Source organism: Acaryochloris sp. 'Moss Beach' (genome assembly GCF_021497025.1).
Taxonomy (GTDB): domain Bacteria; phylum Cyanobacteriota; class Cyanobacteriia; order Thermosynechococcales; family Thermosynechococcaceae; genus Acaryochloris; species Acaryochloris marina_A.
This window is the reverse complement of sequence record NZ_CP071724.1, coordinates 17761-33748: the sequence shown is the minus strand read 5'-3', so window position 1 is coordinate 33748 and position 15988 is coordinate 17761. Positions and strand designations below refer to the sequence as shown.

General features: G+C 44.9%; 15 protein-coding genes and 1 pseudogene. 13 read left to right on the top strand and 3 right to left on the bottom strand.

The genetic code is table 11. The features are described 5' to 3' along the window. Window positions 1-201: 201 nt before the first annotated feature. From HRE53_RS33235 to HRE53_RS33195, 10 genes and pseudogenes are all read left to right on the top strand, one after another. The gene (locus tag HRE53_RS33235) at window positions 202-1035 is read left to right on the top strand and encodes an Rpn family recombination-promoting nuclease/putative transposase (RefSeq protein ID WP_235112949.1); all 834 of its coding nucleotides are present in this window, start codon (window positions 202-204) and stop codon (window positions 1033-1035) included. A gap of 235 nt (window positions 1036-1270) precedes the next feature. Beyond that, window positions 1271-1930 (top strand): Uma2 family endonuclease, encoded by a 660-nt coding sequence (locus HRE53_RS33230; RefSeq protein ID WP_235112947.1) that lies wholly within the window; start codon window positions 1271-1273, stop codon window positions 1928-1930. A gap of 4 nt (window positions 1931-1934) precedes the next feature. Continuing rightward, window positions 1935-2463: pseudogene (locus tag HRE53_RS33225) on the top strand (hypothetical protein). Next, complete coding sequence (locus tag HRE53_RS35080) at window positions 2447-2806, top strand: hypothetical protein (RefSeq protein ID WP_315877001.1); 360 nt, start codon at window positions 2447-2449, stop codon at window positions 2804-2806. The pseudogene HRE53_RS33225 and the gene HRE53_RS35080 overlap by 17 nt, the downstream one beginning before the upstream one ends. A 7-nt stretch (window positions 2807-2813) precedes the next feature. Beyond that, window positions 2814-3104 (top strand): hypothetical protein, encoded by a 291-nt coding sequence (locus tag HRE53_RS35075; protein WP_315877000.1) that lies wholly within the window; start codon window positions 2814-2816, stop codon window positions 3102-3104. A 68-nt stretch (window positions 3105-3172) separates the two neighbouring features. Then, on the top strand, window positions 3173-3373 hold the full coding sequence (locus tag HRE53_RS33215) for a type II toxin-antitoxin system HicA family toxin (RefSeq protein ID WP_315876998.1): 201 nt from the start codon (window positions 3173-3175) through the stop codon (window positions 3371-3373). 65 nt (window positions 3374-3438) lie between these two features. After that, the gene (locus tag HRE53_RS33210; RefSeq protein WP_235112974.1) at window positions 3439-3768 is read left to right on the top strand and encodes a type II toxin-antitoxin system HicB family antitoxin; all 330 of its coding nucleotides are present in this window, start codon (window positions 3439-3441) and stop codon (window positions 3766-3768) included. A gap of 258 nt (window positions 3769-4026) precedes the next feature. Further along, window positions 4027-5421: a hypothetical protein gene (locus tag HRE53_RS33205; protein ID WP_235112945.1), complete on the top strand. Its 1395-nt coding sequence runs from the start codon at window positions 4027-4029 to the stop codon at window positions 5419-5421. After that, window positions 5414-7831, top strand: coding sequence for a hypothetical protein (locus tag HRE53_RS33200; protein ID WP_235112944.1), 2418 nt, complete (start codon window positions 5414-5416; stop codon window positions 7829-7831). The genes HRE53_RS33205 and HRE53_RS33200 overlap by 8 nt, the downstream gene beginning before the upstream one ends. A gap of 182 nt (window positions 7832-8013) precedes the next feature. Then, window positions 8014-9885 carry an RNB domain-containing ribonuclease gene (locus HRE53_RS33195; protein WP_235112943.1) on the top strand — a complete coding sequence of 624 codons (1872 nt, stop codon included), beginning with the start codon at window positions 8014-8016 and terminating at the stop codon, window positions 9883-9885. 10 nt (window positions 9886-9895) lie between these two features. Here the strand turns inward: HRE53_RS33195 and HRE53_RS33190 are convergent, their stop codons facing one another. Further along, window positions 9896-10099: a hypothetical protein gene (locus tag HRE53_RS33190; protein ID WP_212665871.1), complete on the bottom strand. Its 204-nt coding sequence runs from the start codon at window positions 10097-10099 to the stop codon at window positions 9896-9898. 118 nt (window positions 10100-10217) lie between these two features. Between HRE53_RS33190 and recA the strand changes: the two genes are divergently transcribed. Further along, a complete protein-coding gene (recA, locus tag HRE53_RS33185) occupies window positions 10218-11273 on the top strand; it encodes a recombinase RecA (RefSeq protein WP_235112941.1) in 1056 nt (351 codons plus the stop codon). Between the two features lie 31 nt (window positions 11274-11304). Here the strand turns inward: recA and HRE53_RS33180 are convergent, their stop codons facing one another. Then, entirely contained in the window at window positions 11305-12657 is a 1353-nt protein-coding gene (locus tag HRE53_RS33180) for an ISKra4 family transposase (RefSeq protein WP_235112936.1), read from the bottom strand. A gap of 547 nt (window positions 12658-13204) precedes the next feature. Between HRE53_RS33180 and HRE53_RS33175 the strand changes: the two genes are divergently transcribed. Together HRE53_RS33175 and HRE53_RS35485 are read left to right on the top strand one after the other, a co-directional pair. Beyond that, the gene (locus HRE53_RS33175) at window positions 13205-13726 is read left to right on the top strand and encodes a helix-turn-helix transcriptional regulator (protein WP_235112934.1); all 522 of its coding nucleotides are present in this window, start codon (window positions 13205-13207) and stop codon (window positions 13724-13726) included. Between the two features lie 31 nt (window positions 13727-13757). Next, window positions 13758-13874: a helix-turn-helix domain-containing protein gene (locus HRE53_RS35485; RefSeq protein WP_396133534.1), complete on the top strand. Its 117-nt coding sequence runs from the start codon at window positions 13758-13760 to the stop codon at window positions 13872-13874. A 306-nt stretch (window positions 13875-14180) separates the two neighbouring features. Here HRE53_RS35485 and HRE53_RS33170 read toward each other — a convergent pair whose 3' ends face one another. Further along, window positions 14181-15236 (bottom strand): hypothetical protein, encoded by a 1056-nt coding sequence (locus HRE53_RS33170; RefSeq protein ID WP_235112933.1) that lies wholly within the window; start codon window positions 15234-15236, stop codon window positions 14181-14183. Window positions 15237-15988 lie beyond the last annotated feature (752 nt).

The window sequence follows — 15988 nt, the reverse complement described above, 5'->3', positions numbered from 1 at the left end:
CGGAAAAATTTACAGGTGGGTTAGGTTTATTGACCGTTTGGGCTGTTGCCCGTGCCGTCATTTCACCTAAAACGAATCGCACCTACTCCAAATAATTCTTATTCTCTGCATTAGACTATTTCTTACATAAAGAACTGCCGATCTTCTGGAGTCACTACCATCCAGTAGAATAACTGGAACGACGCAGAGCGATCGCATCTTTTGAAAACAGACTCCATTTTCTACCGCATTTTTAAGACTGACCCTGGCATCTTATTTGAACTGCTGGGACAATCCCGCGCAACCGCCCAAGACTATGAATTTAAGTCTGTCGAAATCAAGCAGATAGCCTTCCGTATTGATGGCGTTTTCTTACCCACCCCTGATGCTTCAAGCCAAACGGTCTGGTTCGTAGAAGTCCAGTTTCAGCGTGACCCGGTATTTTATCAACGGTTCTTCTCTGAGATTTATCTGTATCTGGATCTGCATCCTGAAACCGTGGACTGGCAAGCGGTTGTTATCTACCCCAAACGTAGTATTGAGCCTGACTACCCCCATGTATTCCGAGCCAATTTAAACAGCGATCAGGTACATCGAGTGTATCTGGAAGACTTGGATGAATCCGTTGACTCTCTAGGCGTAGGTCTGATGCAGTTGATTGTGGCTGACTCAGCAAATACCATCACCCAGGCCAAGACAATGCTATCAAGGGTTCAGCCTCAAGAGCAGACAAATCCAAGGTTTGCAGCGATAATGGAGTTAATTGAAACGATTGTGGTCTATAAATTTCCACAACTAAGTCGGGAAGAGATAGAGAGTATGTTGGGCTTAAGCGAACTCAAGCAGACCAAAGTTTACCAGGAAGCCTATCAAGAGGGTGAACAGTCGCTTGTTCTCCGCCTTCTCAACCGACGCATCGGTGACATTGCCCCAGAGTTGCAATCCCAGATCCAGTCCCTGTCCCTCGACCAACTCGAAGCACTTGGTGAAGCATTGCTCGACTTTACGGAACCTGCTGATCTAGTGAACTGGCTGGAGAAAAATCGAGCCGATTAACAAGTGACACATCGGCATGTTGAGCCAAGCGCGAAATAATTTGCACCACAGAGTATGAATTCCAAGATCTCAATGTTAGATCTGTGATTGTTATTCCAGATTTTTGACCAAAATCTGTATTACACGAAAAATTACACGAAATAATGATATGGTATCCTAGGACTGTACAATTCTCTCCCCACATATGTTTCACTTGCTATGTCGAGGGGAGTAAATATCCAGGAGTCTGGAGACGATGCAAACTCAGCTACCTGTTGCCGAAACCAAAGAGTCGATGCCCGCTGAGCAGCGCCTGACGTTGAATAATATTGCTTGGGACACCTATGAAAAAATTCTGGATGCCTTCGGCGAACATCGAGCCGTTCGCTTGCACTACAACGAGGGAGTCCTTGAATTTATGGTTCCGCTAGAAGCCCATGAAAACCCCAGTGATATCATTGGAGCCTTTATTAGAAGGTTGGTGGTAGATAGTGGCTTTGATCTCAAAAGTATGGCATCTACGACCTTGCGCCGAAAAGAGCTACAAAAGGGAGCTGAACCTGATAAGTGTTTCTATATTCAAAATGAATCTAAAGTCCGAGGTCGGGAAGTCGATCTTGAAAAAGATCCCCCGCCTGATTTAGTGCTGGAAGTGGACATTACCCATACGGATATTGATAAGAACCATCTGTATGCCAAGTTTGGTGTCCCTGAGTTTTGGCGCTTCGATGGCCAAACATTAACCATTCTCCAACTCCAGGATGGGGAATACCAGGAAGTTGAACAGAGCCTGAGTCTTCCTTGGGTTAATAAGTCATTGTTCTACGAATACCTCAATAACTGTAAGACTTTGGGCGAAGCCCAAGCGTTACGCCAACTTTCGACTTGGATTGCATCCCATTTTCCTCAGTCATGATGCTATGCCGCTACCCCCTAACCCCAAATGCTTAGCCTGTCTGGATTATTCTAGGGCTGAAGCCAAACGAGTGCATGGTCCCCAAGGTGATGGCTGTTGGAAGGATAATACCTGCGATCGCAAACGAAATCATTACCGTCACCGAAAAGAAAACAATGCTAAACGTCGGGGAGAATACGCTGACCAGAAAGCAAAAACAGCGCCAGTAAAAACCACGGAAACCTTCTCGATTCCCGTCCTGGCCCCACCCGTAGCTTTGCTCTATCTTTACAAAGAAAAGCCCAAGGATGCTCACCTCCATGCCCTGGCTATCAGTGTCTGGCAGGGGAAGGAGAAGCTAGCAGAAATTGAGGCTGTTCACTGTATGGGGATGACCAATACCCAGGTGAATCGGTATTTGAAGGAGGTGCTGAAGGTGCTGGGCGATCGGTATGGAATCACGGAATTTGAACCCCCCAATCCGTATGGAACCCTCTGAGTGTGAAATTGCCGAATGTCCTCTAAAGGATAAGCTCCATGTTCACTCAGCTTGAGCTTGATTTTGCCAGTGCTTTGGCCTCTGCTTTAGACGAACCTGAGCAAGCTGATATTTCCCTGATGTGTGCCTCACTGGAGCAGCATCTACAGGGCCGTTCTCCTCATGAACAGCTCCGGGTAGCTGGAGATGCGATCAAGGATATGGCTGAGGTTTGCTTTCAACGGGCAGAGCTAATGATCCAGGGATGGGAAGACAGATACAACTCTGAAGGTCCAGTCTTGGATGAGGATTTCCTGGCCGGGATGGTTCAGCAGACCATGTTTCTGGATGTCTCGGATCTGTGTCGTCAGCCGAAGTCACGGAAGAGTCGTCAGGGGTTCACGGGGGGTTCCTGTTGAGTCTGTCGTGGGGGAAGTTAGTAAGGATGCTGTCTTGGATTTTGTCGATGAGTTGGAGTCTGGGGAAGCAGTTGCTCTAAAGGTCAGCCATGTGGAAGATGTGGGGGCATGGGTTAGTGCGATTTGTGAGTATTTGGAAGGGGTCAAGGATGCCGCGTCGTTTGTAGAGTTGGTGAGGGAGCTGGAAATGCCTCCCGTTACTGTGCTGATCGGCTTGTTGTTAGGTGGCTTTCGGGTAGAACAGCGGGGAGAATTCTATAGTCAATCTCTTCGGATAAGTCAGGGGTTGATTGAGTGATTTGCAACTAAAACTAGTTGCAGTTATTTATAAGATCCGAGATAATATAACCAGTTCTGGTCTTTGATATGACTCGTAAAGAGAAGCTGATTAAACGCTTTCTTACCCGCCCCAAAGACTTTACCTGGGACGAGTTAGTTGTGTTGCTTGCCTTTTTTCAATTTTCTGAAGTATCGACTGGCAAAACGGGGGGTTCTAGAAGACGTTTCATCAATGAAGAGGGTCTTGTGATCAGCCTTCATAAACCCCCATCCACGAAAAAATATTAAAGAAATATCAGATTGAACAAGTCATGGACATTTTTGAACAGGAGGGGCTGCTATGAAAAAATATGATGGAATACAAAGGCTACTTTGGCTCCGTTAATTTCAGTGATGAGGATGAAGTATTCTTTGGAAAGGTTGAGTTCATTCGCAGCTTAATTAGCTATGAAGGTACTGACGTTCAATCTCTAAAATCAGCTTTTCATGAAGCCGTTGATGAATATCATTCTGATTGTGCTGAAAACGGAATTGAGCCTGAACGTCCCTTTAAGGGAAGCTTCAATATTAGACCTGGAACTCAACTTCATAGACGGGCTGCGATCACAGCTCAGCAACGAGGGATTAATCTTAATACGCTAGTAACTGAAGCGTTGGAGAATTATCTACAACCATCAAAATAGAAGGTTAAATAACTTCAATCTTATAAGACCTCAGAATCTGTAAGAACCAGGCTTGACCTAGAGGAAAGTATGCCAAAAAAATCGAATATTAAAGGCTTCGAGTAGATTTCCTTGAGAACTTTTCTTTTTTTCAAAGATCTCTCATGTATTTGGCTGACAACCACCGCATAGTCTTATATATGAGGGCATTGCTTAGACGATGGTTAAAGACCAGGGAGCTAGCGCCTTACTGAAATCATTTAGGAATGTAGTAAACCGATGGACTCTAGCCGTTCCGCTCAGCTTTCTCTGAAGATTCAGTTAAACCATCCTGCGCTATTGGAGGGGCTGGATGTGTGGTTGCAGCGAGGACTGATCTCTGATGTCAAAGTCCGAGAATTTTGCCAGCAAAACCTGACCTGCAAACTCTTAGTATCCTCACAGAGCATAGAGACAACTGTTACTCATCAAGTTAACAGGTTGGAGGATACCGTTCCCTCATCTAGCGACTCACCTCAGGTACCAGCTCTACAAATATCTTCCCCTCCTCAGCAGCAAAAGACAGACTGGCTGACACAAATTCTGCAATCCCTGATGGCAGAGCTGAGCGTCTTGTGGTTGCTGCTGTTGGGCGTTTTTATGGTGGTGGTATCCTCCGGGGTGCTGGCCGCAACCCAATGGCAGTATTTTTCATCTGCAGGACAGTATAGTTTGCTGCTGGCCTATACCCTGGTTTTCGCTGCTGTGGCCTATGGACTAGAGCGCCGCCCTCAGCTACAGCTCACAGCTCGGATGCTGCAGATGACCACACTGCTGATCATCCCAGTTAACTTTTGGATGATGGATCAGCTCAACCTCTTCCGTAGCGGAGGGGGCTGGTCAGTGGCAGTACTCTCTGCCCTCACCCTCACAGGGATTTTGACGGTAATGTTGCGCTTGAGCCGAGGATCTCCGTCCTCCTCTATAACCCGAATTGCCAGCATCAACATCGTGGGATTGAGCTGGCTGCACTGGGGATGGGGGCAGCCAGGCTGGCCCTGGTTTGCCACCTATAGTGGTGTACTCGCAACCTGTATAGCCCTTGCCTATGAAGACTACACTCAGGGAAGCGATCTCACTTCTGAGGAAACCGAAGACTCATTACAACCACACCTGGAATGGCTACAGCTAAGCCGAATTGCTCTGATGGGTGGTCTACTGCTGCTGTTGTTCAGGGCTATTGTGGTAGCTCAGATCCCACTTTCACAATTGAGCTTAGCAATTGCTCTATGTGGCTGGTTGTTGTGCTGGTTATGTCGCCGCTCTCTCCAGCCCTGGTTCTGGGTAGGGGTAGGACTGCTGATCATAGGTCGTTTGGCATCACTATCCCTACCTGGGCAGACTTTAGCGATTAGTGGTCTCGCCCTGTGGATTTTTGGGGAACGCCTCTGGCATCGATTACAGAGCGTGGATTTGATCTGTCTCTTTTTCATCGGCCTCCAAATACTTTGGCCCCTGACTCATCTTGTATCGGTAGGTCTACGGCAGCAGGTGGTCACAACAGCGATTGAGTGGGCATCTACCGATGTAGGAATGCCTACCGTTCTTTGGGGAGTCGGGTTATTTCCCTACTGTCTTTTGACCTTCTGGCTAGGGGGCCAAATTGCGGCAGCTGTCATCAGGTCAATTGACTAAGGTTGCAGAAAGCTTAGCACTGGTGTTGGGATTAGTTTTGACGCTCCTCAGCTTCATTAATCCCTTAACTCGATCACTCAACCTGATTGTGTCAGCCCTTACGCTCGGCTGGATCGTTCCTCGACGGCCCCAAGCTTGTCCGTTTTTACTCTACTTGACTCAAGTAGCAGGTCTTTCAGCTCTCTTCGCGAGCATTGCTTTTTGTTTTCCTCGCCTCGACCTCACAGTCTGGGCCAGTATCTGCCTAGGAGCCATGATTACTGAGTGGCTTTTGAGCGGTTGGTTCGGGACAGTGAGATGGCAGAAAAGTGCTTGGGATCTAGGTCTAAGCTTGGCTGCAGTCAGCTATGTTCTCTGGAGCAGTCAAACTCAGATTTGGCAGGTGTTATGGCTAATGACACCCTTAATGCTGACCGTTTTGGGAAGCCGTACCGGTTTTCAGCAGCGAACATTGGCAGCAGGTCTAGGCATGGCCACGTTGGTGATTGCTCAGACCCTCACTTTCACCTGGACTACTCCTCGTCTTTTAGGGTTGTTGGGCAGCACCGTGCTCATGTTCTTCAATACCCGAACGCTTAAGCATCCGCTTGCGGGAGGTTTGACCGTTGGCTTTGGCCTCAGCTTTATCTACGCTGCTCTCTGGGAACTTCGGCAGGGACAAGTTCCCCTAGGGCTATTCTTAAACTGGATCGCCCTGACGGCTCTGCTGCTTTGGTTTCTGCACAGCGAGTTGCAGCGACGCAGGCTGGGACGTTGGTATACCAAAGCTCTAAGTGGATGGGCCTGGGGACTCAATACTCTCAATCTGTTGGGTATGAGCCTCTGCTTAGGCTTGCTTTACAGCGGCTGGGATGCCATTGGCCCTAGCCCTCAATATCTAGTAGGAGCAACGGGGCTAGCGACAATTGCCATCACCTATCATAGTTGGCGAAATCCGTCGGAGATCAGCCAATTTCAAATTGCTGGGGGCCTAGAGATCTTGACGGCCAGTCTACTGCTCTTGCAAGACAGTTCGATCGTAGAATTAGGGATGGCTAACCTAGCCCTAGGAATCCTAAGTCTCGGTCTAGGTGCGGTGCGGATGAAACAGACTGAGCGACCATACCAGGTTAGCGAACAGCTCATTCCGCTCTTCTATGGCAGCTTAGGTTGGATATTTGGCCATAGCAGCTTTACCGCCGCCACTGGTTTCTTTACCCTAGTATTCTGCTTAATCGCCATTGGCATCAGCCGGCGGCAAGCTAACTTCAAAGGCGCAACCTTCTTAGCCATTGCTGGTCTAAGCTGGGGAGCCTGTGAGCTTTTGATTTACCAACTGCTGCAGGCGATCGGGGGACGGGTCGCAGATGGTTATCTTATGTTTGCGGCCCTGGCCACAGTCATTGCTTGTAGTGAATATATCTTGGCACCTTGGCTGGCCCGCTTTGTGAAGCTTTCAGTAAAAGAATTACAGATGATCGCCAATCTCCACTGGATCGTAGCCAGCGGTTTGGCTTCCTTGGCGTTGGTCGCTGGATTAAGTTCTGGCATGGAGGCGTTGTGGATTGGGATGACTACTGGCTTAAGCAGCTATGCCTTTATCCACGGACGTAAGCGCGAGGACTGGATCTACGCGGGTATTCTAGAGGTGAGTGTGGCACTAGGCTATGGGCTTTATCTTACGGTTCCCCTGCTGTTATTGCAGCACTGGGGGGCAGCAATGGCCTGCCTCTTAGCCGCTGGCTTTTATCAACTGCCTTGGTCTATGTGGGGCTGGTCTAAACGACCCTGGCGACGGACGGCCCTAGTCTTACCTCTGGGGGCAACTTTAACCACTGCAAATGCAGTTCTGATTCCCACTCTGCTGACTGTAGGAGCATTCTATGCCTGGATAGCGATGCAGGAACGGCAACCCCGATTCAGCTATATCAGCTTATGCTTGGCAGACTGGGCCATCTGGCGGCTTATTGGACTTTACCAGCTCCAAGGACCATTTCCGATCGCCTGTCTTGTCGGAGGCTCCCTCCTATATCTAGCCCAGCTTGATCCTATCTTTAATGCAGACACTGCCCGCAACCAGCGCCATTCACTGCGGATGCTGGCCACGGGCTTGATGTGCTTAAGTGCGCTATCTGAATCCGATGCTCAATTGCTGTGGGGATTTGCAGCTGCGGGCTTCTTCTTACTGTTGATTTTGGCTGGTCTAATCCTTCGGGTACGAGCTTTTGCCTATGTGGGTAGCTTATTTTTCGTCCTTAAGGTGGTGCGTCAGTTCTGGCTATTCGTTGCCGATCAGTCTTTCTTGCTGTGGGCCATCGGGATTGTTGTGGGGCTGCTGTTTATTTGGGTGGCAGCGACCTTTGAAGCTCGTCGATCTCATATGACAGCACTCCTAAACTATTGGGTTGATGAACTGAGATCATGGGCTTAATGGCTGAGGAAAAGGGGAATTCGACAAAGTTATAGAGGTCGCATGGCACTTCGTTGCAGCTTCATTACCTTTAGGCCAGTTCCCAAGAGGCCAAGGCAATAATTTTCAATAGAATAGAGTGTGGCACGCAGATTCATATACAAGCCGCTAAAGTGTATTGAGACTCCAATCCGTCAGCCAAGATGCCTCGACAACCCTTCTCTAAGCCAGTTATTGAAGAAGCAGAGACCATTTCCTTACCCACCTCTATCAATCAACGCCCACAAGTTCCAGGGATAACCATTGATGGAGCCCACTCTCGGGACCTGGATGATGCCATCTGGATTGAACAGAAAGACAACCTCACGACCCTTTCAGTTCATATCGCTGATGTCTCAGAACTCGTCCAACCTGGCACCCTCATCGACCAAGAAGCCAGGACCCGGATTCAAACCTTATATTTTCGGCATAACAATAAACCGATGCTGCCCAGGTGTTTATCCGAAGATAAACTCAGTCTCCTAGAACAGCAGCTTAGACCCACAATCACCCTAGAGATCACCCTGAATCAATCCGCTGAAATTCAGCACGTTGAAGTGTATGAATCTCGGCTGATCAGCCATAAACGCTTTACCTATGAACAAGCAGATGAAGCCCTCTTAGATATCAGCCTTGCCGACTCCATCTTTTTGTATCGATGTTGGCAATGGGCTGAGCAGTTGTATCAAAGACGAATACAATCCAAGAACTTTAATGGACTCACCCTACCGGAAGGGTACTACCTAGATGAAAACGGTACTCTTTTGTCTACAGACTTCACCCGCTATCAGAGCTATCTGATTATTCAAGAGTTTATGATTCTGGCCAACACAGCTATTGCCCAATGGCTAGTCCAGCACAACATCCCCGCCATTTACCGGAACCATACCCATCGCGCCATTGGTCCTGAACAAACCCATCAGTTTGAGGCCCTCGTTAATGCCCAATCTGAAGAAGATATTCGCCGCGTTTTGATGGGTTGGCTTAATCCTGCTGAGTATGGCCCTCAGCCAAAAGGTCACTTTGCCTTAAACCTATCTGCCTATTGCCACTTCACGTCTCCAATTCGTCGTTACCCAGACTTGATCAACCACCGCATGGTCAAAGCTCACCTCCAAGAGCAGACCTTGTCCTATTCCCCAGAAGACATATGCGAGCTGTCCCTGCACATTGAAGCCACCCTGCAAGTCCAAGAAGAAGCTCAAAAAACCTATTACAAAGCCCAGCAGCGACAACTCTATGAATCTCAACTGCAATCACCCGAGGTCATTGAACAGCTGCCAACACGAGAGTTTTCTCTCCTGCTCCGATTCGCTCTAGAAGATGGTCAGGGAGAAAAGCTTAAAGCTGAAGCCACCACTCGCTTACTATCTGGGAACGTAACCGTTGAGGATTTGTTTGTCTTGCTTTTGTTGGGTGATGACCTGCAGTTACAAGAACAGGTCTTGGGTTACTTAGCAGAACATCTCCATGATGCTGCGAGCATTGTCAGTATTGCTCTCAATCAATTGGAAGATTGGGAGAGTTCTGCTTATGTGGAAGGCAATCAAGAATCCCCCTTTATGACCTGGTTAGAGATTCTGGTTGACCAACAGATATTGACGACAACTCAACCGGGTATCTCCATGAACAAAATGGGGGCAAGACATCAGGCTTGTTTAGCTTGGCTCAAGGCCTATAAGAACGGTACCTTAGTCCATCCAGAGCAGAGAGAAGCTCCTCCTATCCCCCAACCGACGACACCTAAGCCTCCAGCTGTCCTCACTAAACTTAAACAGTACCAGGAAGGGCATAATTGTTTGAGTCTGCTTATGGAGTTGTGCCAGGGCTTTCAGTGGCCACAGCCAGCATTTGAGATTTCAGAGCATGAACAAGGTTTTCTTTGTGAATGTCGTCTCAAGGTTGAAGAGAATGAAATGGTTGGCAGCGGTATAGCCTCTAGTAAAAAGACGGCTAAGCATAGAGCTGCGAGACAGATTATTGAAAAGCTTCAGGTAACCCTGATCCAAGATGAATCCTTGGTTGCATCTTGCTGATCAAATAGCCCTATTCCACTTCCAAGGAATGTTCAACTAAAAACCGGCCTGCTGATAACGCCACTAAGTTATTCTCGTAGAATTCCCCATCAGTGTGAACCTGTCTTTCTGGAGTGATGACCCAACATTGATAGCCCCACTCTAAATCGAGAGAGACTCCGACGAGCCAGCCACCAGGGAATCCTACTAATTCAGAAAGCATATCTGTTGCCATTGCAACCTCACCGTTTGGAGGTAAAACATGAACAAAGGTATCTTATTGACACTATCTTAGTACAGAATTACTATATTGGTCTAGCACCCCAAAATTGCCCCCCTTTGGAGATCCCCGAATGAGCGCTAAAAATGACATGACTGAGAAGCAAAAAGCCCTCGACTTGGTGATGAAAAACGTTGAAAAGACGTTTGGCAAAGGGGCGATCATGCGACTGGGAGATGCCACTCGTATGCAGGTCGAGACCATCTCGAGTGGGGCATTAACCCTGGACCTCGCTTTAGGGGGTGGGCTTCCTAGAGGACGTGTCATTGAAATATATGGACCTGAAAGTTCGGGAAAAACAACGGTAGCCCTCCATGCGATCTCCCAGATCCAAAAGACTGGAGGTGTCGCGGCCTTTGTCGATGCCGAACATGCCTTGGACCCAGTTTATGCAGCAGCCTTGGGTGTCGATGTATCAGAGCTGCTTGTGAGTCAGCCTGATTCTGGGGAGATGGCTTTAGAAATCGTGGATCAGCTAGTTCGTTCTAGTGCGGTTGATCTGGTGGTGATTGATTCCGTTGCCGCACTCACTCCCAGAGCTGAAATCGAGGGAGATATGGGTGATTCCCATATGGGCTTACAGGCTCGGTTGATGAGTCAAGCCCTGCGTAAGATTACGAGCAATATTGCCAAATCAGGTAGTACCGTCATCTTCCTCAACCAACTTCGTCAGAAGATTGGGGTCACCTATGGTAACCCTGAAGTGACCACGGGAGGTAACGCCCTAAAGTTCTATGCATCTGTTCGCCTGGATATTCGGCGGATTCAGACTTTGAAGAAAGGGACTGATATGTATGGCATTCGAGCAAAGGTCAAGGTAGCAAAGAACAAGGTTGCTCCTCCCTTTCGGATTGCAGAGTTTGACATCCTATTTGGTCAAGGGATTTCAACAATGGGTTGCCTGGTGGATATGGCTGAAGAGAAGGATATCATTGTCCGCAAAGGAGCTTGGTATAGCTATGACGGTAGCAATATAGGCCAGGGTCGGGAGAATACCATTCAATATTTCCTAGATAATCCAGAGTTTGCTCAAGATGTAGAACAACAGGTGCGTCAAAAGCTTGATCTTAGTGGGGAAGAAGCATCAGCCGATTCGGTTACAACTGATGAGATAGAAGAAGCTGATTGAAAGTGTAATATATCTACAGGCTATAGGCTCGTCATGCAGCTACTGTCAAGGCTGAGATTACAGGTACTTGCCAGTTTTCATTCCATTCATTACTGGTGATCATCCCTCTAATCTGCAAGATATTATGAGCACCATCATGAGTCCACTGCATTTTCTTAGTTCGTTTAAAGCGGTCATTGATAATCGTATCGATATGAGATTCTGCCACTTGACTGGTGTAACTCAGACCTTGTTGATCTCGTTCTTCATAATTCACTAGATAGGCTTGATTGTTCTCTAGATAGTTATATAACTTCTTCAGTTTTGAGCGCTTCTTTGAATCAGTAATATTGTTCATCAGCAGTTCTAATTTCTGCAACGCCTCATCCGACTTGCCATGCCATAATTTCCACTTCACTCCCTCTAAGGTTTTTTCGAAGGCGTCTTCTACCGCCCCTCTGACATTCTGAAATCGCATGGCAAGATGAAACCAATCCAATATACACAGAAGAGTTTTGCAGTGTGGAGCCAAGCTTAAAATCACTGACCAACAATTTTGAGCACCATCGGCTAAAGCCGTGACCTTAGTCTTTTTCGTCATACCCTGCTTTCGGGCTGCATTGAGCGTAAAGAGCTTCATGGTCGCTAGTTCGTCATCTTGGGCTGAGAGGGCACAGCTTTTATCCTTGATCTGACGATGATGGCTATCCACTTCGATAATATTTTCTGGACGGTAAACAACAGCAGAGAGCGCTTCAAAGCTACGTTTATCCTTATCTTTGTCAGGGATATGCCCCCCATCCACTTGGAGGGTAATCTCTTGTGCAATGGCAGTACCTTTGGGTGTTGCCAATGGTTTGAGATTCTCTTGGGCTAAGGTTGCCCCCACTTCATTGGTGAGCAGCTTGATTTTGTTATGGTTATTGACCGGACGGCGATGAACCGTCAACTGCTCCAAATTAGTCTCGGCTTTTCGGAAGCTGTATAAAGCACCTTGCTCACATTGCAGTTTCGCTAAATCTGGGTGAATACAAGTGCCAAAGACAGAGGCCGTTGAAGGGGTACTTTGCCATTTACAGTCTGGATTAAGACATTTGTGTTTTTGGATGCGGACTTTATGATCACTGAAAACAGCATGAAATTTAGAGGGCGTAAATCCCATCTTTTTGAGCTTATCCCCACATCTTGGGCAAACATCATAGCCTGTTTTAATCAAGGTTGATTGCACGGCTAAAACAGAGTTCTGAATCTTTTCTAACAGTGAGATTTGCTCTTCATGACGCAGACCTAACTCTAAAATGGATTCTGGTGACTTAATGTCATAAACTTTAAGAGTGTCACGTTTTAAGACCTCTTGAGAACTGACGGATACTTTCTCAACGACTACCCGTAATTCGTAATCCATCTCAAAACTCCATGCCATCTACCTCACTCAAAAGAACGTAGCATGAATACATATAAATTGTAAATCTATTACGCTTCCATGATTGAGTATCCCTGATCACCATACTCAAGATCTCAAAATGTCTGAATGTTGCTCAACTTTGGACTAGATCTGTAACCCTGAAATGAACAGTGCCGGCATAACCCCCAATAGAGCCAGTAAATTTATATATCAATTAACGTAATTTCTAAGTAATTAACTGAATAAATATAGAGAAGATATGTCCTTTTTTATATTTTTTTACGAAAGAACGATTTTGGAGCATGTAATTATGAAAGGGAATGAAAAAAGTAGTAGACGTTTTTTTCAGATAACTTCCAGCATGATTTTTTGCCATTGAAACCATTGATAACAAGTTATAATTCTGGCTGGAAAAATATTAATCTAATCTATTCAAAATCACCTTTGGGTGAGATTCCTGAGCACATCAGTATACAACATACTATTGCTATACCTACGAGCATTCCTCGAAAAAATAATAACCGTTCCCTCTCTAATAAATGGAAAGATGTACCCGGTACAATCATATATTGGGACAATAAATCTTGATCCAGCCTATACACCTCGTAAGCTTATTCATAAGCAAATATCGGAAGCAATAATTCTTTCTCTAGATCCTGAATTTGTTTTGAGTATAGATAATGATCATATTAATTCTAATCATATTGAGCTATTACAAAACTATGGAAAAGAGGATCCAGTAATTTTTCAGATTGGGCAAGCTCTCAAAAAAGAGATTGAATCAAGAAGCTCTTTTCAAGTATATGTTGATTCACTAACAGTATGCCTCTCTGCCCATTTATTAAGATATTACTCAACCACTAAATATAATTTTAAAGAGTATAAAGGAGGTTTATCTAAAAACCAGTTAGATACAGTCATTGAATATATAAATAGTTATTTGTCAGAAGATATTTCATTGAAGACTCTCGCGAATATAACAGGATTAAGCCAATTTTATTTTAGTCGCCAATTTAAAAAAAGTATGGGTATTAGCCCATATCAATACATAATTAAAAAAACGAATTGAAAGATCAAAATACTTATTAACTAATGATAAATTGAAGATTTCTGAGATTGCTTTGATTTGTGGATTTTCTCATCAAAGCCATCTGAACCGACATTTTAAATCCTTAACTGGAATTACTCCTAAAAAGTATAGAAACTCAACTAATTAACTTTTATTTGTATTTTGATATAAGAGCTGATCTAGACTAAAAAATCTGAAAATAAAATCATCTAGGTTGTTTTGAATATATTGAGTTTGGGAGCATTTCGGTTTTTGCATGTACATATTTAAGCTCATCACTCAATAGATTTATAGCCTTAATTTCAGGATTAAAGTAGTTAGGTTCAAGAATTTGCGCATAAGCAAAAGTGATATGTTCACTATGAATTTTATCTATCTTTGGATCAGTTGCTTAGTCTCTGATAAAAATTAGTGGGATTATGTACTCGAAATAAATAGTTATGACAAAAATATTTCAAATATTAAGTGTATTTTGACCAGATATTCTAATTATCCCATCAACATAATCGTTATCACTTTTTCTGTGCCTCTTTTCTGTCGAGAGTAAAACCAGTTTGCCATCAGTGCTAACATTAACTCCTGCACCCCAACGAAAGGAAATCTCTCTCAAAACGCTAAAACCTAACGGTCTCTTATCGTGCCATATACTTTCCAGTTTAATCCTACCACTAGCATCTCGAGATAAGTGCATGATTTGAGCGTATTCGTAATCTTTCCCACGACCTGATGTTCCAGTGAGACAAACTAAATATATTTGACCATCACAATCCGTAACTAAGCTAGCAGTACCACCTGCACCAATATAGCAATTAGAGTTAACCTTCCCATCTTTAATATCACAGACCCCATCAGGCATTCGATCTGGCTCCCAGAAATCAACATATTTCCAATTCATAGTTGGGTTGATTGTTGAATCCTTTGAATCGAAAAACCAGATTCCGTTTTTACCGTTGTCTGCACCCGCTACAGCCATTAAAAAGCCGCTAGGCGCGAGTTTAATAAAGCCTACACTCGCTGCAGCATCTAAAGAAACACTTATATTAGATGGTTGCCCTCCAAGGAAATGGGTATAAACATGCCTAGGCTCAAATCCATCAACCCGAATAAAGTAAACTGCAGCACGGTTGTCTTCTTCTTTGGGTTGTTCCATAGCTACAGCAACATAGTCACCATGTGCTTGCAAACCACCTGGATGATCGTGTCTACCATAGCTCTGCTCATCTTGAATATCAAGAGTTCGCTCTTTTTCTAGGTAGTCAACATTACTGGGATGTGAGTTAACGCCATCTACCCCGACAGGAATATTAAGTGCAAAAACTTTGAAACCTGTACTATCATTCGAATTGAAACTTAGCACAGCACGAGCATAACGCCTTCCACTAATTGAGGCATCTGCAAGTAACCCAACCCCTTGATTATGATTACTCCTACCCCAAATTCCTGATATAGGCTTGGGAAGTCGAAATGACTTTGACTTCTGGCCAATGTTTAGCAATGGTGGTTCCCCCAAGCTGACTTCTTAAAGATTCAACACACCTAGATGCATCTTCAGTATGAATTTCTGATACATATCCTAGAAATAAACGTTTGCCCTGTAAGCGGCGAAGCTGCTCCAGAAGGGAGAACGGATTTTGTATTCCCGGTATATGTCCAAAAAAATCATGAACAACACGTATAGTTTTGAAGCTCTCGAAATCAATGTAATTCGACATGGTTTCTTTTAGAGATAACATTAGAATTGCCCCTTATAGCGATACTTGGTGACCCACATAACTTGAACAGTTAAGCGAGTGACAATATGCTTTCCATGATGCTTCTCTACCGTAGACTTTTGCTGCTTCTCTATCCTGTATTAGAGGTGTGTAGCAACTAAAGCCTCGCACTGAAAAAAGCGTAGTTTTGGACTAGCGTATTTTGGTTAATAAATAAAGTATTTCAGATGTATTTTTTTATCGATATTTTAGACTTCTTGTAATATTCAGTTCACGATATGCTACTGACTTATTCTATGAGTTGATTTTGCCTGTATATTTTGGTCCTTACCATACCTTTTGATCAATTAAAGCTGATTTACAAAGCAAATCTTAAAAAACGCTTGCATCCCCTGTGAGTCAATGATTATGGTGGGTTGCAAGCCTACCTAAACTGATTTCTTAAACCCTTGATATTAGATGGTTCTAGTGACTTAAGAAATTAGTTCTTTTGGAAGAAATATATTTATGACGTTCCCTTAAAAAAATAGTGATTCACTAAAGGATATTT